19 protein-coding genes are annotated in these 16763 nt (G+C 64.4%); 5 read left to right on the top strand and 14 right to left on the bottom strand.

Annotated elements, in window-relative coordinates; genetic code table 11:
• Position 1 precedes the first annotated feature (1 nt).
• The 5 genes from DEM25_RS02000 to DEM25_RS01980 form a co-directional block, all read right to left on the bottom strand.
• Positions 2-355: an AzlD domain-containing protein gene (locus tag DEM25_RS02000; protein ID WP_109767913.1), complete on the bottom strand. Its 354-nt coding sequence runs from the start codon at positions 353-355 to the stop codon at positions 2-4.
• On the bottom strand, positions 352-1110 hold the full coding sequence (locus DEM25_RS01995) for an AzlC family ABC transporter permease (protein WP_109767914.1): 759 nt from the start codon (positions 1108-1110) through the stop codon (positions 352-354). Before DEM25_RS01995 ends, DEM25_RS02000 begins: the two co-directional genes overlap by 4 nt.
• 136 nt (positions 1111-1246) lie before the next feature.
• Positions 1247-3748, bottom strand: coding sequence for an ATP-dependent Clp protease ATP-binding subunit ClpA (gene clpA, locus DEM25_RS01990; protein WP_109767915.1), 2502 nt, complete (start codon positions 3746-3748; stop codon positions 1247-1249).
• On the bottom strand, positions 3748-4095 hold the full coding sequence (clpS, locus tag DEM25_RS01985) for an ATP-dependent Clp protease adapter ClpS (protein ID WP_109768028.1): 348 nt from the start codon (positions 4093-4095) through the stop codon (positions 3748-3750). The genes clpA and clpS overlap by 1 nt, the downstream gene beginning before the upstream one ends.
• Before the next feature lie 285 nt (positions 4096-4380).
• Positions 4381-4713 carry a phasin family protein gene (locus DEM25_RS01980; protein ID WP_109767916.1) on the bottom strand — a complete coding sequence of 111 codons (333 nt, stop codon included), beginning with the start codon at positions 4711-4713 and terminating at the stop codon, positions 4381-4383.
• Positions 4714-4967: 254 nt separating this feature from the next.
• Between DEM25_RS01980 and DEM25_RS01975 the strand changes: the two genes are divergently transcribed.
• Complete coding sequence (locus tag DEM25_RS01975) at positions 4968-6278, top strand: D-alanyl-D-alanine carboxypeptidase (RefSeq protein WP_109767917.1); 1311 nt, start codon at positions 4968-4970, stop codon at positions 6276-6278.
• A gap of 39 nt (positions 6279-6317) precedes the next feature.
• Here the strand turns inward: DEM25_RS01975 and DEM25_RS01970 are convergent, their stop codons facing one another.
• The 5 genes from DEM25_RS01970 to DEM25_RS17705 all read right to left on the bottom strand — a co-directional run bounded on the left by DEM25_RS01970 (position 6318) and on the right by DEM25_RS17705 (position 10061).
• A complete protein-coding gene (locus DEM25_RS01970) occupies positions 6318-7022 on the bottom strand; it encodes a DnaJ domain-containing protein (protein ID WP_109767918.1) in 705 nt (234 codons plus the stop codon).
• A complete protein-coding gene (locus DEM25_RS01965; protein ID WP_109767919.1) occupies positions 7019-7753 on the bottom strand; it encodes a thioredoxin domain-containing protein in 735 nt (244 codons plus the stop codon). Before DEM25_RS01965 ends, DEM25_RS01970 begins: the two co-directional genes overlap by 4 nt.
• Before the next feature lie 81 nt (positions 7754-7834).
• The gene (locus DEM25_RS01960; RefSeq protein WP_109767920.1) at positions 7835-8272 is read right to left on the bottom strand and encodes a DUF1489 family protein; all 438 of its coding nucleotides are present in this window, start codon (positions 8270-8272) and stop codon (positions 7835-7837) included.
• 64 nt (positions 8273-8336) lie between these two features.
• The gene (locus tag DEM25_RS01955; RefSeq protein ID WP_109768029.1) at positions 8337-9737 is read right to left on the bottom strand and encodes an L-serine ammonia-lyase; all 1401 of its coding nucleotides are present in this window, start codon (positions 9735-9737) and stop codon (positions 8337-8339) included.
• 177 nt (positions 9738-9914) lie between these two features.
• Positions 9915-10061 carry a hypothetical protein gene (locus tag DEM25_RS17705; protein WP_158585138.1) on the bottom strand — a complete coding sequence of 49 codons (147 nt, stop codon included), beginning with the start codon at positions 10059-10061 and terminating at the stop codon, positions 9915-9917.
• 341 nt (positions 10062-10402) lie between these two features.
• Here DEM25_RS17705 and DEM25_RS01950 point away from each other — a divergent pair, with 341 nt between their 5' ends.
• From DEM25_RS01950 to DEM25_RS01940, 3 genes are read left to right on the top strand one after another with little or no spacing between them, the layout of a single operon-like run.
• The gene (locus DEM25_RS01950) at positions 10403-11359 is read left to right on the top strand and encodes a DMT family transporter (RefSeq protein WP_109767922.1); all 957 of its coding nucleotides are present in this window, start codon (positions 10403-10405) and stop codon (positions 11357-11359) included.
• Positions 11356-12345 (top strand): heparan-alpha-glucosaminide N-acetyltransferase, encoded by a 990-nt coding sequence (locus DEM25_RS01945; RefSeq protein ID WP_109767923.1) that lies wholly within the window; start codon positions 11356-11358, stop codon positions 12343-12345. Before DEM25_RS01950 ends, DEM25_RS01945 begins: the two co-directional genes overlap by 4 nt.
• On the top strand, positions 12342-12827 hold the full coding sequence (locus DEM25_RS01940; protein ID WP_109767924.1) for a methyltransferase family protein: 486 nt from the start codon (positions 12342-12344) through the stop codon (positions 12825-12827). The genes DEM25_RS01945 and DEM25_RS01940 overlap by 4 nt, the downstream gene beginning before the upstream one ends.
• Before the next feature lie 19 nt (positions 12828-12846).
• Here DEM25_RS01940 and DEM25_RS01935 read toward each other — a convergent pair whose 3' ends face one another.
• The 4 genes from DEM25_RS01935 to DEM25_RS01920 all read right to left on the bottom strand — a co-directional run bounded on the left by DEM25_RS01935 (position 12847) and on the right by DEM25_RS01920 (position 15926).
• Positions 12847-13233 (bottom strand): MerR family transcriptional regulator, encoded by a 387-nt coding sequence (locus DEM25_RS01935; protein ID WP_109767925.1) that lies wholly within the window; start codon positions 13231-13233, stop codon positions 12847-12849.
• 103 nt (positions 13234-13336) lie between these two features.
• On the bottom strand, positions 13337-14740 hold the full coding sequence (mgtE, locus tag DEM25_RS01930; protein ID WP_109767926.1) for a magnesium transporter: 1404 nt from the start codon (positions 14738-14740) through the stop codon (positions 13337-13339).
• Positions 14741-15153: 413 nt separating this feature from the next.
• The gene (yidD, locus tag DEM25_RS01925) at positions 15154-15483 is read right to left on the bottom strand and encodes a membrane protein insertion efficiency factor YidD (RefSeq protein WP_109767927.1); all 330 of its coding nucleotides are present in this window, start codon (positions 15481-15483) and stop codon (positions 15154-15156) included.
• Between the two features lie 2 nt (positions 15484-15485).
• Entirely contained in the window at positions 15486-15926 is a 441-nt protein-coding gene (locus tag DEM25_RS01920; protein ID WP_109767928.1) for an iron-sulfur cluster assembly scaffold protein, read from the bottom strand.
• 223 nt (positions 15927-16149) lie between these two features.
• Here DEM25_RS01920 and folE point away from each other — a divergent pair, with 223 nt between their 5' ends.
• Positions 16150-16755 (top strand): GTP cyclohydrolase I FolE, encoded by a 606-nt coding sequence (folE, locus tag DEM25_RS01915; RefSeq protein WP_109767929.1) that lies wholly within the window; start codon positions 16150-16152, stop codon positions 16753-16755.
• Positions 16756-16763 lie beyond the last annotated feature (8 nt).

The following is a 16763-nucleotide window of genomic DNA, read 5'->3' as shown; positions in this document are numbered from 1 at the left end:
GTCAAAGGCCGAGCGCCATCCCCACGCCCAGAACGCCCAGCGCGCCGAACACACCCACGGCGACGCGCTGGCCGAAAGCCAGGAAGGCGGCAAAGCCGGCCCCGCCGGCTGCAAGCCGCAGACCAAGCGACGTCTGCTCGGCCAGCGCGCCGCTCGGAAAGACGATCAGCTGGGCGATGACCGCGGCGACGAGCGCGGTGGCCACGGCGCGAACGAAGACCAGCACTTCCGACGTTTCGCGGATCCGGTTGCCGAGCAGCACGCCCATAACCCGCCACAGGTCGGTTGCGATCCATCCGGCGATCAGGATGAAGGCGATCTGCCACCACAGCGCATCGATCGATTGGTAGGTCATGTCCGGTTGGCCCACCAGCGCGCAAAGCGCCCTGCCCCGTATGCCGCAACGCCAGCCACCGCGCCGGTCGCCAGAAGGCTGACGCCTGGCACGAGCAGGTAGAAGACCGGCCCCAGCAGCAGGCCGAAAACCATGGCCAACTGGCCGGACGGCTCGCGCGCGGACCCCCACAGCGAGCACAGGAAATAGACCGGCGTGAGGAAGAACAGCGCGCCGAGCAGCTCCGCCGGCAGGCTGGGCGCGAGCCCGTAGACCACGCCGACCAAAGCGGTGTTGCCGAGCGTCAGCGTGCAGCCGAGGCCTGCAAAGAACGTCGTCCGCCACTCGCGCGGAACCTCCCGGAACCGATCCATCGCGATGACCCAGGCTGTGATCGCTACGAAATGCGACAGGAAGACCAGCACCCAGGTGCGCGTGCCCTTCGTGCGCATTTCGGGAACGATCGAGACGACCATCGGCATCAGCCGCGCCGACGACAGGGTCACGGCGATGAAGGCGGCGGCCAGCGACGCACCGGACTGGATGGCGGCGGCCAGGACGAACTTGGCCGGCAGCGCCCAGATCATCAGCGTCATCAAAACGACCTGCCCGGCGGGAAGGCCGGCCTCGCGCGCAAAACCGGCAAAGCCGACAAATGCCGTCATCAGCATCAGGGCAGGCAGCGAAAAGACCTCGCGCAGGCCGCGTCCGTACCAGTACCAAAATCCGCCGCTGGCAATCGGCTCATCGTGTTTCGGCACGGCACTTTCGGTCATTGGATCGCGCTAGCACGGATGGACGCGCGCGACGAGATGCCAAGACGAACGAACGGTTCGCAGCGCCGAGCGATCTGGTCGGCCCAAAGAAAAACCCGCCCGAAGGCGGGTTTTCCCTAACCGGTATTGCTGGTGGCTATTTGCGCGGCACGCGGGGCACCGCCGAGCGGGAGGCCTTGGCTTCGCCGGAATCGCCGCCCTTGCCGGGCGCCGCAGCGGAGCTGCCGCCATCGCCCTTGGTCGACGGCTTGCTGGCGGCGGGCTTGGCCTTGGTCGTCGCGGTCTTGGCCTTGGCGCGCGGTTTGCGCTTGGCCGGCGTTTCCCGCTTGGGCTTGACCGGCACCTCATCGGCGACGGCCTCGAGCTGGAGCTTCTCCTCGCCCAGTTCGTCCTTGGCGACGGTGACCTTGACGGTGCCGCCGGTCTTGAGCTTGCCGAACAGCACCTCGTCCGCGAGCGGCTTCTTGATCTGCTCCTGGATGACGCGCCCGAGTGGCCGCGCGCCCATGCGCTCGTCATAGCCCTTGTCGGCCAGCCAGGCGACGGCAGCCTTGTCGAGATCGAAGGTGACGCCGCGCTCGGACAGCTGCGCCTCGAGCTGCATGACGAACTTCTGCACCACCTTGTGGATCACCGGCACCGGCAGCGGACCGAACGGGATGATCGCGTCGAGTCGGTTGCGGAACTCGGGCGTAAACAGGCGGTTGATCGCCTCCATGTCGTCGCCTTCGCGCCGCGACGAGCCAAAGCCGATCGCGTTCTTGGTCATTTCGGCAGCGCCCGCGTTGGTCGTCATGATCAGGATGACGTTGCGGAAGTCGATCTGCTTGCCGTTGTGGTCGGTCAGCTTGCCGTGGTCCATCACCTGCAACAGGATGTTGAACAGGTCCGGATGGGCCTTTTCGATCTCGTCGAGCAGCAGCACGCAATGCGGATGCTGGTCGACGCCGTCGGTCAGCAGGCCGCCCTGGTCGAAGCCGACATAGCCGGGCGGGGCGCCGATCAGGCGAGAGACGGTGTGCCGCTCCATATACTCGCTCATGTCGAAGCGCAGCAGTTCGACGCCCATCGAGCTTGCGAGTTGCTTGGCGACTTCGGTCTTGCCGACGCCGGTGGGGCCGGAGAACAGATAGGCGCCGATCGGCTTTTCGGGCTCGCGCAGGCCGGCGCGGGCCAGCTTGATCGAGGACGCCAGCGCCTCGATCGCCAGATCCTGACCGTAGACGACGCGCTTGAGTTCCTTTTCGAGGTTCGCAAGCACCTTCTCGTCATCCTTGGAGACCGACTTGGGCGGAATGCGCGCCATCGTTGCGATCGTCTCCTCGATGTCGTGGACATTGATCGTCTTCTTGCGCTTCTTGGCGGGCACCAGCATCTGCCGCGCGCCGGTCTCGTCGACCACGTCGATCGCCTTGTCCGGCAGCTTGCGGTCATTGATGTAGCGCGCCGACAGTTCGACCGCCGACTTGATGGCATCGTCGGAGTATTTGACCTTGTGGAAGTCCTCGAAATAGGGCTTGAGCCCCTTCATGATCTCGACCGCGTCGTCGAGCGTCGGCTCGACCACGTCGATCTTCTGGAACCGGCGCACCAGCGCGCGGTCCTTTTCGAAGAACTGGCGGAACTCCTTGTAGGTCGTCGAGCCGATGCAGCGGATCGCACCGTTCGACAGGGCCGGCTTGAGCAGGTTGGACGCATCCATCGCCCCGCCGGACGTCGCGCCGGCGCCGATCACGGTGTGGATCTCGTCGATGAACAGGACGGCGCCGTCAAATTCTTCCAGTTCCTTGACGACCTGCTTGAGCCGTTCCTCGAAATCGCCTCTGTAGCGCGTGCCGGCGATCAGCGCGCCCATGTCGAGCGAGAAGATGGTGGCGTCGGCCAGCACTTCGGGCACATCGCCCTCGACGATCCGCTTGGCGAGCCCTTCGGCGATCGCCGTCTTGCCGACGCCCGGATCGCCGACATAGAGCGGGTTGTTCTTGGAGCGGCGGCACAGCACCTGGATCGTCCGGTTGATCTCGTCGGTGCGGCCGATCAGCGGATCGATCTTGCCGCCCCTGGCCTTGGCGTTCAGGTCGATGCAATAGGCGCCGAGCGCGCTTTCCTGCTTCTTTGCGCCCTCTTCGCCCTCGTTCGCCTGGTTGGGTTCGTTCTCGTCGTCGGCGCCGTTCGGCGTGCGGGCGACCGAGGCGCCGGGGCGCTTGGCGATGCCGTGGGCGATGTAGTTGACCGCGTCATAACGGGTCATGTTCTGCTCTTGCAGGAAATAGGCGGCGTGGCTCTCGCGCTCGGCGAAGATCGCCACCAGCACATTGGCGCCGGTGACCTCCTCGCGGCCCGAGGACTGCACATGGATCACCGCGCGCTGGATGACGCGCTGGAAGCCGGCGGTCGGCTTTGCGTCCTCGTCATAGCCGGTGACCAGATTGGACAAATCGTTGTCGACATAATCCGACAGCGTCTTGCGCAACGCATCCATGTCGACATTGCACGCATCGAGCACGGCGCGTGCATCCTTGTCGTCGATCAGCGCGAGCAGCAGATGCTCAAGGGTTGCATATTCATGCTCGCGTTCATTGGCAAAGGTCAGTGCCTGGTGCAATGCGCGTTCGAGTGTCTGGGTAAAGGCCGGCATTATTTCTTCTCCATCACGCATTGCAGGGGATGCTGGTTCTGGCGGGCGAAATCCATCACCTGGGTCACCTTGGTCTCGGCAACCTCATAGGTGTAGACGCCACATTCGCCGACGCCGTGATTGTGCACATGCAGCATGATGCGCGTGGCCTGATCACGGTCTTTCTGGAAAAAGCGCTCGAGCACATGGACGACGAATTCCATCGGCGTGTAATCGTCGTTGAGCAGGAGCACCCGGTAGAGGCTTGGTTTCTTGGTCTTTGGTTCGGTTCGGGTGATGACCGAGGTGCCGCGGCCGGTGCCGCCTTGGCGGTCATCGTCGCCGGCCGCGGCCCTGATCGGCGACATGTTCGTGCGGGCGGGCACGCGGTGTGGTTTGCTGGTATCCGGCAAGCTGTCCATGATCTCCGGTTTCGATTGGTCGTCTGGATTAACCGGTGGGTCCGATTCCCGCATTATCTAGGTCGTATTCAGCGCATTTTAAGTCCCTGCCATCGAGGCGCAAGACACAGATCGGTGTCAATGGGCGGCCGATTTCGCTTGCCGCGTCCGGCAACGAAAAAGACCCGCGTGCCGGAGCGCGCGGGCCTGATGGCGGCGCAGCGTTGAAACGCGCGCCCGATTCGACACAGCTTACTTGGTGGCTGCGGGAACCATGCCTTCGAAGGGCTTGTAGGCTTCTTTGGCCAGATCGGTGTAGAGTTCACCCATCTTGGTGGCCTGAGCGACCAGACCTTCATAAGCCGACTTGGCGTATTCGGTCTGAACTTCCATTGCCTTTTCCAGCGACTTGGAAGCGGCCAGCTTTTCAAAAGCGGCGGCACCGGCTTCGTAGGAAGCCTTCGAATAGTCGGTGGCTTCGGTGGCGATGGCCTGCATGCCCTTGGTCACGGCCGCATAGCTCTTCAGCGAGCTGTCCATCATTTCCTTGTTGGATTTGCTCATATCTTCAAATGCTTTCATCATGGTGTCACCTGTCGGTTTGCATTTATCTCGGGTCGGCATCGTGACGCGATGACGTCCTCGCACCCTGTATAGTGTGCACTGCACAAAAATGCAAGAATTTTTTGCATTGCACAAAAAAACTTTGACACAAATCGAACAGGTTCGGTCAAGGAACCGGTTACCATAAACCGATTGGTAACGCTGGCGCCGTAGCCTCTTTCCAGTTTGCCGGCCCGTCCGGCCGTGTGCGTCCCGTGTAACGAGAGTGCCCGCCCGTGTTCCAGTCACCCCTCGCCTCCGGCGCTGCGTTTGCGCCTGTCCGCCTTGTCGCTCTTGCCCTGATTGCGCTGTGCCTTGCCGCTGCGGCCCCCTCGCCCGCCAAGGCCAATCCCAAATATGCCGGCATCGTCATCGACGCCAACACCGGCGAAACGCTTTATGCCTATCGCGCCGACAGCCAGCGTTTTCCCGCATCGCTGACCAAGATGATGACGGTCTACATGATGTTCGAGGCCATGGAGCAGGGAAAGCTGCGGCCCAACACGCCGATCCGCATCTCGCCCCACGCGGCATCCATGATTCCCTCGAAGCTCGGCATACGGGCCGGCGGTACGATCACGGCGGAAAACGCCATCAAGGCGCTGATCACCAAGTCGGCCAATGATGTCGCCGCCGCCGTCGCCGAACATCTTGGCGGCACCGAAAGCGAATTCGCGCAGATGATGACGCGCAAGGCACGGCAGCTCGGCATGAGTTCGACGACGTTCCGCAACGCGTCCGGACTGCCCAATTCACGCCAGGTGACCACGGCACGCGACATGGCGCGCCTCGGCATCGCCTTGCAGGAGCATTTCCCGCGCCAGTTCGATATGTTCTCGACGCGCTCGTTCCGCTATGCGGGCGTAACCCACCGCAACCACAACCGCCTTCTTGGCCGCGTGCGTGGCGTCGATGGCATCAAGACCGGCTACATCCGCGCGTCAGGTTTCAACCTGGTGACGTCGGTCAACCACAATGGCCGCTCGATCGTCGCCGTGGTGATGGGTGGGCGCACCGGCGCATCGCGCAACGCCCAGATGGAAAAGTTGGTCGCCCAATACTTCCCCAAGGCATCGCGCCGCGATCGCGGCCCGCTGATCGCGCGCAACGGTTCGACCAATTTCGCCATCCGCGGCGCGTCGATCGCCTCGATCCCGCTCAACCGCCTGCCAATTCCAGCCTTCACCGACCGGGTGGCGGAGGCCGCGCCCGCGCCGGCCGCGCCCGTCGTCGCCTACGCGCCGACACCGCAGCCGCGCGCCAGCGTCGACCCGATCGTGACCGCAACGGCCGAAAGCCGTTCGGGCTGGGTGATCCAGATTGCGGCGCTCGAAACGCAGGACCAGGCGGTCGATTATCTGCGCGTCGCACAGGCCCGCGCGCCGGGCATTCTCGGTGCACGCGAGCCGTTCGTCGAGCAGTTCGTCAAGAGCGGCGTGACCTACCACAGGGCGCGCTTTGCCGGCTTTGCGTCGAAGTCGCAGGCATGGAACGCCTGTTCGGCGCTCAAGAGCCACAACTATTCGTGCCTCGCCTACCAGAACTAGTGCCGCGGCATTTCGCCGTCCCGTTTTTGTATCCGCGTATCAGGACCGCTCGCCATGAAGCCGCAACAGAAAATCCTTCGCCTCGTTAATCCGCTGCGCCAAAAAGGAACTGCCGCCGAGATCGGGGTGGACGCGCTGCATCAGGCTGCGATGGGCCTTTCGGATCGCGGCAAGATCCGCCCCCGGCTCAAGGCCAAGGATCTGGTAGGCCTCCTGCTCTGTCATGGCGCCCGCCTCAGCCGTGCTTCTCTGCCGCGCGGTGTCGTCCGGCTCCGCGTCGTCGCGCCAGCCGGGCATGCGGCGGTCAAGATACGCCTCCAATAGCTGCGCGCTTTCGGCGTCGTCGCGCACCTCGCGCGCAAGCTCCAAAAGTTCGGCTTCGCTCATCTGGTTCAACTGGCGGCCCTCGAACGTGCCGCCGAGCACCATGCCGTCCATCTCTCCAGTATCGTGGTCGAGCATCATTTCCAGCATGGCGCTGCGTACTGTCGATCGCTGACCCGGCGTTGCGCGAACGCTGGCGGTCCGCCGCGCCCGGGCAAACAGCGCGTAGGCGAAAAACAGAAGCGGCGCGCCAAGTCCGATCCGGCCCGTCAGGGTCATGATGACGCCGAGCAGCGCGACCAGGGCCGGCACCACATAGCGCAACGTCCGGGCAACCTTTTCGGGCGGCGTGACGACGAAGTACCAGACCGCCAGCCCTGCGAAACCGAGCGTTCCGATCAGCACGAGCAGCGCGTTCATCGTCCCGACGCGCCTCCCTTGAGCTGGGTCAGGAGCCGTTTGTCGGACCCCGTGCCCCGCGCTTCCAGCGCCTTCAGCCCGCCGGTCGCATAGACGGCGATGGATTTGAGGAGGTCGGCAAGCACCCTGGGCGAGGACGGATCGAAGCGGAACCAGCCGCCGCGCGTCAGCCGGGCAATCTCCCGGAACACAAGCTCAGCGCCCGGCTCGCGGCCTTCCTGGAAGATGAAGGCGGGCACGCCGCGTACGCCGAGCTGGCCGGCCACATGGCCAAGCGCATCGGCGTCCTCCTCCATCGCATCGCCAATATAGATCAGCGCCGAGATCGGCGACTTGCCGTGCTCCTTGAGCGCATGCTTGAGTACCTTGCCGATCTGGGTGCGGCCGGCGCGGCAGTCGATCCGGGTCATCATGGTGCCGAGCTCGCGGCCGTTTTGCGCCCAGCGCGAGGCGCGGCATTCGCCGAATCCGCGAAAATAGACAAGCTGCATGGTCAGCGCGGTGGAGCTTGCAACGCTCTCGAACATCTCGGCCTGGATGGCGGACGCCATGTCCCATGTCGGCTGGCGGCTCATCGTGGCGTCGAGCGCCAGCACGATGCGGCCGGCGCCGCCTTCGCCCGGTTTGACCGCCCTGGCCGCGTTAAGGAACGCGGCGATGTCGCCCGACGACGACGTCTTGGCTTCGGGCCTGCGTTCCGATCGATCGGTTCTGACCGGTGATTTGCTCATGATGCCAAGATGGCGTTCTGTGCGGCGGATGCAAGATGGAATGCGTTCGATCGATTCCGGCCAAATTGGCGCACCGTGAGCTTACAGGAGCCCAAGTTCCGACAGTTCGGCGCGCATCTCCGACGGCATTTCGGCGAGCGCTGCGGCAGCGTCGGACAGATCACGCGGTGCATCCTCCGCTTTCAGATAGCGCCAGCCCTGGAACGGACGGCGCGGCTGCGGCACGGTCAGAACCAGTTCGGGATCGAGCACCAGATCGCAGCGCGATATGCCCTGGGCATCGACGAACGGCCTGATGTCGACAATGCGCTGACGGCTCTGCACCTTGCCCTTGGTCACCCAGTAGAGCGACCCGGTGCCGATGATCTCGTCGGCGCGTTTGGGGATCATCCGTGTGGTGTGTGTCTGTTCGGGCGGCAGGCCGGCCTTGCGCAGCGCGTCAATGCGCGCCTCGATCCAGGCGCGGTGATCCTCGACGCTCTCTGCGCCAACGCACAGTTTGAGAAGGTGCAGGGCCATCGGTCCAATGTGGCGTCTCGTCGGCGCGGATCAATGCGGCATGTGCCGCCATCCACAGGCCTGTTCAGCAGGCCGGCAGGTTGACGGCCAGGCCCGCCAGCGATGTTTCCTTGTAGCGCACATCCATGTCGGCGCCGGTCTGGCGCATCGTCTCGATGCAATTGTCGAGCGGCACCACATGCTCGCCATCGCCGTTGATCGCCAGCGAAGCGGCAGTGACCGCCTTGACCGCTGCGATGCCGTTGCGCTCGATGCAGGGCACCTGGACAAGCCCGGCCACCGGGTCGCAGGTCATGCCCAGATGATGCTCAAGCGCGATTTCCGCCGCGTTTTCGATCTGCTGCGGCGTGCCGCCCATCACCGCGGCAAGACCGGCGGCGGCCATCGCGGCAGCGCTGCCCACCTCGCCCTGACAGCCGACCTCGGCCCCCGAGATCGAGGCATTGTGCTTGATCAGCCCGCCGATCGCCGCCGATGTCAGAAGGAAGGTGCGCACATCCTCCTTCGTCGCGCCCTCGTGGAACTGCGTCATGAACTTGATCACCGCCGGCACCGTGCCTGCCGCGCCGTTGGTGGGCGCGGTGACGACGCGGCCGCCCGCCGCGTTCTCCTCGTTGACAGCCATCGCATAGACCGTCAGCCAGTCATTGGCGGCCATCGGATTGAAACGGTTGGACTTGGCGCGCTCGGTGAGTTTTTCTGCCAGGACGGCGGCACGGCGGCGCACCTTGAGCCCGCCGGGCAGTTCGCCGGTCGCCTTCATGCCGCGCTCGATGCAGCCCTCCATCGCCTCCCAGACCGCATCGAGACGCGCATCGAGATGGCTGTCGGGCGCGCGGGCGAGCTCGTTGGCGCGCTTCATCTCGGCGATGGACAGGCCGGATTTGTCCGCCATCTGCAACATCTCGGCGGCGCTCGCGAACGGGTACGGCACGTGATCGTCCTCGGCCCTGGCGCCGTAGACCGTCGTCTCCGCAATCTCGTCCTCGCCGACGATGAAGCCGCCGCCGACGGAATAGTAGCCGCGCCTCAAGAGCAGCCGGCCGTCATCGTCATAGCCATAAAACGCCAGACCGTTGGCGTGGCCGGGCATCGCCTCGACCTTGTCCAAGACCAGATCCGCATCGGCATCGAAGGCGTAGCCGGAATGGCCGGGCGGTTCGACGCGTCCGGTCGCCCGCACCCTGTCGAGGATCGCCTGCATCGCGTCGGGATCGACCGTATCGGGCCGTTCGCCGGCCAGACCGAGAATCACCGCGCGATCGGTGGCATGGCCGACGCCGGTAAAGGCGAGCGAGCCGTGTAGCGAAACGCCGAGCCGGGTCACGACGGCGCCGGACGGTCTGGGCCAGGCATCGGACTTCAACTCGTCGAGAAACCGCGCGGCGGCGCTCATCGGTCCCATCGTGTGCGACGAGGACGGGCCGATGCCGATCTTGTAGAGGTCAAACACCGAAAGAAACATGGCACCACCGTGATTGCCGAATTCGGCCATTGTCCGCGCGCCGTACGCGGCGGACGCCGCCCGGACCGACATCAAGTGCCACGGGCGCGACATGGTCAAGCACGGACAAAAAAAGAAGGGCCGCCGGCACGGCAGCCCTTTTCTCATCGATTGTGCGTTGGACCGTTGAACGACCCGTCAGGACGCGGTGGCCGTGGTCTCCGTGACCACCAGATCACCGCCCGGTTTGGCGCCGGCGACGTAGACGGCCAGCGCGACCAAGACAAATCCGGCCAGGGCCCACATTGTGAGGTTCCAGCCCGGCTTTGCAGTGTGTCGATCCATGAGTGCTCCTGTTGGCCGCCCTGCGGACGGCATTCCCATCGGCTCTTGGTGGCGCGGCGTATAGGCAGATCGCCGGGGGCCCGCAAGTGCAAAAAATGGCGAAAAAGCGGCAACGGTTCCGCGCGCATCTCGCGGTCATCGGCGTTTTTGCATTGCAGTCAGCGGCTTGCGCAGCTTGGCTGAGGTTAATTCCGGTTAGGATTTGCGACCAAAGATTGTCGTGAGTTCGCTGCAGTGCGGCCTGAAACAGGTGCGCCGCAACATTGACGCCCTCAATGCCACCCCGGCCTTGCAAGGCGTTGCGGCCTGTGCCACCGCTTTGGACCGCAAGGGAACACCAAATGAGCCAGCAGACATCCGTCCTGCCCGCGCCGGACGGGACGATCCGCAGGGCCGGCCCGATCGATGTGAGCCTCTTGGTGCTGGTGGCGATCATCTGGGCCTCCGCCTTCATCGCGATCAAGATCGCCGTGCCGCACACGGGTCCGCTGTGGCTGGCGGCGATCCGCGTGACCATCGGCGCCCTGGTGCTGGCGCCCTACGCCCTTTGGCGCGGGTTGGTGCTGCCCGATACAGCGAAGGTCTGGGGCCTTGTGGTGGCCATGGCGATGCTCAATGTCGCCGTGCCTTTCTTCCTGATTTCATGGGCCGGATTGACGATCGATGCCGGCATGCTGGCACTCCTGATGGGCACCGGCCCGCTGATGGCGCTTGTCGGCAGCCATCTGTTCACCGTCGACGACAAGATCAACGCACTCAAGCTGATCGCGGTGGCGCTCGGCTTTTCCGGCGTCATCGTGCTTGTCGGCGGCGCGACCATTGGCGGGCTCGGCGGCGCCCACATCGTGGCGCAATTGGCGACGCTGGCCGCCTCGCTGTGCTATTCGACCTCCGGTCTTCTGGTGCGGCGCATCGACATTCCGCCGACGCGCATGGCGTTTCTGGCGCTGTGCGTCGGCGCGGCGCTATTGATCCCGCTGGCCGCGTTGGTAGACGGCGTACCGACCGCGATGCCGTCAGGTTCGGCAATCTGGGCGCTTGTCTATCTCGGTGCGTTTCCGACCGGCCTTGCCTATGTGATGCGCTACCAGCTCATCCGTGCGATCGGCTTTTCCACGTTTGCCCTGTCGATCTACATGATTCCGGCGTTCGGTGTGTTGCTGGGGGTGCTGATTCTCGATGAAGAGCCGCAGCCGAAAATGCTGATCGCGCTCGGGCTGATCATGGCCGGCCTGTTCTTCGCGCGCGCCGGCAGCGGCGCGGCGATTGCGCACCCTGCCCGGAAGCGCCCGTCATGACGGACGTTTCGACGACCGAGACGGTGCCCCGCAAGCGCATCGACGCGCTCGATGTGGCCCGCGGCGTCGCGCTCGTCGCCATGGCGACCTATCATTTCTCGTGGGATCTCGAATTCTTCGGCTATCTGGAGCCCGGCACATCGACGACGGGCGCCCTGAAACACTATGCCCGGTCGATTGCCGCTTCGTTCCTGTTCCTGGTCGGCGTCGGCATCATGCTCGCCCATGCGAACGGCATTCGCTGGCCTGCGTTCGCAAGGCGCTGGCTGAAGATCGCCGCGGCCGCGGCGCTGATCACCATCGCCACATGGTTCGCAACCCGCGAGACCTTCGTCTTCTTCGGCATCCTGCATCACATCGCGTTCGCAAGCCTTGCGGGCCTGTTCTTCCTGGGCCTGCCCTGGTGGGCGCTGGCTGCGATCGCGGCGGCGATCTTCATTGGAACCCCGTTTCTGCAATCGCCGATCTTCACGCCGCTTGGCATGGTTTGGACAGGCCTTTCCTCGACGCCGCCGCGTTCGAACGATTTCGTGCCGGTCCTGCCCTGGTTCTCGGCCGTGCTGGCTGGCATGGCGGCGGCAAAGCTTGTCTTCATCGCGCGCACGCCGCCACGCGTCCTGACGCCGGAAGGCTGGTCGGCGAACAGTCCCCTGTCCCGGCTTCTGGCCCTGTTCGGGCGCTGGAGCCTGACCTTCTACCTGCTGCACCAGCCGATCCTGATCGGGCTTGTGTTTCTGGTCTCGCTTGCGTTCCCCGCACAGCCGCCAAGCTTTTCAGCGGGTTGCAACGCCGCCTGCACCGCGCAGTTCGAGGCGGAGCCATGCGCCGTCTATTGCGCCTGCGCCGAAGCGGAACTGGAAGCCGCCGGAAAGCTTGAAAGCCTGCTGAGCGAGCCGGCAAGCGCGCAGAGCGACCTTGAGACATCGGCGATCATCGTCCAGTGTGCGTTCGAGGCCGGCATTACCGGCGATGGACGCAACCGATGACCGACCGGCAACATCCCGAAGACCGCCCAAGCACGTTCCCGTGGCCGCCGGTTCTGCTGATCGGCTTTGTTGTGCTCGGCGTGGCGCTCGGTGCGTTCGTCCCGCTTGGATGGCCCGCCGGCATGTGGGGCGATCTGCTGACCGGGCTTGGCCTGTTCCTGATCATCGTCGCGCTGATCGTCGATGTCAGCGCCATGCGCACCATGTCGGCGGCCAAGACGACCGTTCTGCCGCACCGGAAATCCGACCATCTGGTGACGAAAGGCGTCTTCCGGTTCAGCCGGAATCCGATCTATGTCGCCAATGTGATGCTGATCGCCGGCATCGGCCTGTTCTTCGGAAACTGGTGGCTGGTGCTGCTGGCGCCCGTCGACGGGTTCGCGACGCAAAAGCTCGCCATCGAGCGCGAGGAAGCGCATCTGGAGGCACGCTTCGGCAAAACCTACCGCGATTACAAGAAAAGCGTGAACCGCTGGATTTAAGGCGTCCCGGGCCGCCCCGTCAGGAGGCCACGCGCAGTTCGGCCAGCCGGTTGAGGCAATTTTCCTCGACCTGATCGAGTTCAGCCAGCGTTTCCTCGATGTCCTTGCGCTTCTGGCGCAGTTCGGCGCGCTTTTCCTCGACGCGATCGACGATCGCCCGCATCTGGCCCGCCTCGCCCGGCGGTTCCTTGTACATCTGAACAATCTCGCGAATCTCGGCGATCGAAAAGCCCAGGCGCTTGCCGCGCATGATCTGCTTGATCAGGTGCCGGTCTCCGGGCCGGAACAGGCGGGTGCGGCCGCGACGGACCGGTGCGATGAGCCCCTCGTCCTCGTAGAAGCGCAAGGTTCGGGTCGAAACGCCGAATTCGCGTGTCAGTTCGGTTATGGTGTAGAATTCGCGCATTCGTTCCCCAAGGGCGCCATGCGCCTGTGCAACCTGTTTCAATCGATACAGCTTAAAAATTCTTACGTAAAAGTCAATTGCGCAACGGGACCGATCCCAACCTTCAGATGCCGAACCACAAAGCGGCCAGGCCGAGAAAGGCAAAGAAGCCAACGACATCGGTCACGGTGGTGACGAAAACGCTGGACGCGATGGCCGGGTCGACGCCGAGCCGGTCGAGAATCAGCGGGACGAAAATGCCCGCGAGCGCGGCGGACACCATGTTAATGATCATCGCGATGGCGATCACGAAGCCAAGGCCGATGGTCGAAAACCAGACGGTCGCCACGACGCCGATGAGAAGCGCGAACAGCGCACCGTTCAGAACGCCGACCATCAGTTCGCGGCGGATGATGCGGCCGGCATTGTAGATGTCGAGGTCCTTGGTCGCGAGCGCTCGCACGGTCACCGTCATGGTCTGCGTGCCCGCATTGCCGCCCATGGAGGCGACGATCGGCATCAGCACGGCCAGCGCCACCATCTGCTGAATGGTCGCATCGAACAGGCCAATGACGACGGATGCGAGCACCGCCGTCCCCAGATTGACCAGCAGCCAGGTGAAGCGCGACTTGGTCGTTTCGACCACGGAGTCCGACAATTCCTCGTCGCCGACGCCACCCAGGCGCAAAATGTCCTCCTGCGCCTCCTCGTTGATCACGTCGACGACGTCATCGATCGTCAGAACGCCGACCAGACGCTCGTTCTCGTCGACGACGGCGGCCGACAGAAGGTCGTAGCGCTCGAAGATCTGCGCCGCCTCTTCCTGGTCCATCTCGGCGGGGACGGCATGGCGCGTTTCGCGCATGATCTCCTCGATCCGGCCATCGCGCTGTTCGCGAAGGATACGGTCGAGATCGACGGCGCCCACGAGCCGGAACGTCGGGTCGATGACGAAGATCTGGCTGAACCGTTCGGGCAGATCGGCATTGTCGCGCAGATAGTCGATCGTCTGGCCGACATTCCAATAGGGCGGGACAGCGACGAAATCGGCCTGCATGCGCCGGCCCGCGCTTTCCTCGGGATAGTCGAGCGAGCGGCGCAGGCGGATGCGTTCGGTGAACGGAATGCGGGCGAGGATGTCGGCCTGCTCGCTCTCGTCCATGTCTTCGAGAATGTAGACCGCATCATCGCTTTCCAGTTCCTGGAGAGCGAGCGCGATCTGCTCGTTGGGCAGAACCGTGATGATTTCCAGGCGAATGGCCTCGTCGACTTCGGTCAGGGCGGAATAGTCGAAGCTCTCGCCCAGAAGCGCGACAAGTTCCTGGCGTTCGGCCGGTTCGAGCGTCGCCAGAAGGTCGCCCATCTCCGATTCGTGCAGCGGCGCGGTGACCTCGCCGAGCGTTTCGGCATTGCCCGCCGCGATGGCCGCGGTCACCTGATCGAGATAGTCGGCACGGATGGAGCCGTCCTCGGCGTAGATCGCCGGGCCGCCGGTCTCGGAATAGTTTGGCTGGTCCGCGCCGGCCATGCCGCTCCGCTCCCGTGTCTGGATTTGCGCCTCTAAACAAGACAGTTAGAGCGGTTCATCTTTAGATGGAAGCGGAATGATGGACAGGATTTTTCGCGGCAGCAAGGAGAACACCGCAGCGCGATCTGACGATCGCGTGAGGATTTCGACGCTGCTGCCCGCGGAAAAGACGGCCAAGCCGTCACGCCTCAAGCCATTGACGGATAACGATATCCGCCAATCGCCCGAGCTTGGTCTTTTGCGTTCTGGACGGCGTTGCGCAAGGCTAACGGTGCCTGCACCGCGTCGCCTTGCGCGCCTTGCCAGACCACAAAATCCCGGCGCTCAAACGATTCCAGCTAACGATGAACCGCTCCAGCGGGACGGATGCGAAACAGAAACGGCACAACCGCGCCGTGCCGCGTTTTTTCGCCTCAGTGTGTGGGGCGATGGCGCAGCGCCGCAAGCGGCCCTGCGATCGTCTCGGGCACATTGTCGATGCCCGATGTTCCGAACGGGCCGCAGCGGCCGACACGGCGGGCAGCGAGGATCGCGCCGGTCAACAGGCCGTGCCGGGCAATCGCTTCATAGCCATATTCGGAACAGGTGGGCATGTGGCGGCAGGAATTGCCGACAAAGCCCGAAAGCGTCAGCTGGTAAAGCCGCACAAGAGAGGTGCCGAGCACCCTGCCCGGCGTTTTCGGCCATGGCCCCTGCCAGTTGCGCGAGCGCGTCCGGCCGCTGCGCGGATGATCGGCGCACACGATCAGGCCGCGCTTGCGCGCGCCTCGATCTGGTCGAGCGCATCGACCACCGCGTCGAACACCAGAAGCGTCGATGCGTGACGCGCCGGATAGTCGCGCACCGGCTCGAGCCACGCCAGATCGGCGAATCGGCCGTCGGGCGCGGGGCCGCCCTTTTTCAGCATCGCCGTCATGGTTTCACGCAAGGCCCGCAATTCGGCGAGCGGCGTGCCGACGATTTCGCGCGCCATCACCGCTGAGGAGGCCTGGCCCAGCGCGCAAGCCTTGACGTCCTGGCCATAGGCCGTCACCCGGCCGTCCTCGACTGCCAGATCGACCGTCACCGTCGATCCGCAGAGTTTCGAGTGGGCCTTGGCGGTCGCATCGGGCGCCTCGAGGCGTCCGGCGGGCGGCGGGTTTCCGGCGAGTTCCAGGATGCGGGAGTTGTAGATGTCGTCGATCATCGGCTGCCATGGCCCTGGCGGTCCGGTTCCGCCGGACGGCGCTATGGTTTTCAAACGCTCCCGACATATATAGGAAGGGCGATGCCGCGCAGGCAAGGGCACGGCGAAGGGGCCGACGCGCAAGGGTTGCCTGCGCCGGTGCCGATCCGGGAAACATGAGCAGATTCGGTCCGGCTGGATTTTCGTGCGTAACAAGACCGGTGCTCAAACAAGGAAGCAGGATATGGACGCCATCGCGCCGACCTCTACCCACCCTTCTGACGAAAAACCGAGCCGCGCGGAGGCCGAAGCGGCCGTCCTGACGCTTCTGAAGTGGATCGGCGACGATCCGGCGCGCGAAGGGCTGATCGATACGCCCGCGCGCGTGGTCAAGGCCTATGAGGAGATGTTCGGCGGCTATGACAGCGATCCGGCCGACATTCTGGGCCGCACATTCGAGGAAGTGGCCGGCTATGACGATATCGTCCTGGTCAAGGATATCGCGTTCCACTCGCACTGCGAACATCACATGGTGCCGATCATCGGAAAGGCGCATGTCGCCTATCTGCCGCGCGAACGCGTGCTGGGCCTTTCCAAGATCGTGCGGGTGGTCGACATTTTTGCCCGGCGCCTTCAGACCCAGGAGACGATGACGGCGCAGATCGCGACATCCATCGACGATGCGCTGGCGCCGCGCGGCGTTGCCGTGATGGTCGAGGCCGAACATATGTGCATGGCGATGCGCGGCATCCGCAAGCACGGCTCGACGACGATCACCACGCGGTTCACCGGCGCGTTCGACGATCCCGCATGGCAAAACCGCTTCACCGATCTGATCCGCACCCGCTGATATCGGCC

It is taken from the genome of Oceaniradius stylonematis, assembly GCF_003149475.2.
GTDB lineage: Bacteria > Pseudomonadota > Alphaproteobacteria > Rhizobiales > Rhizobiaceae > Roseitalea > Roseitalea stylonematis.
The sequence above is the reverse complement of the archived record's forward strand: the minus strand, read 5'-3'. Positions and strand labels throughout refer to the sequence as shown.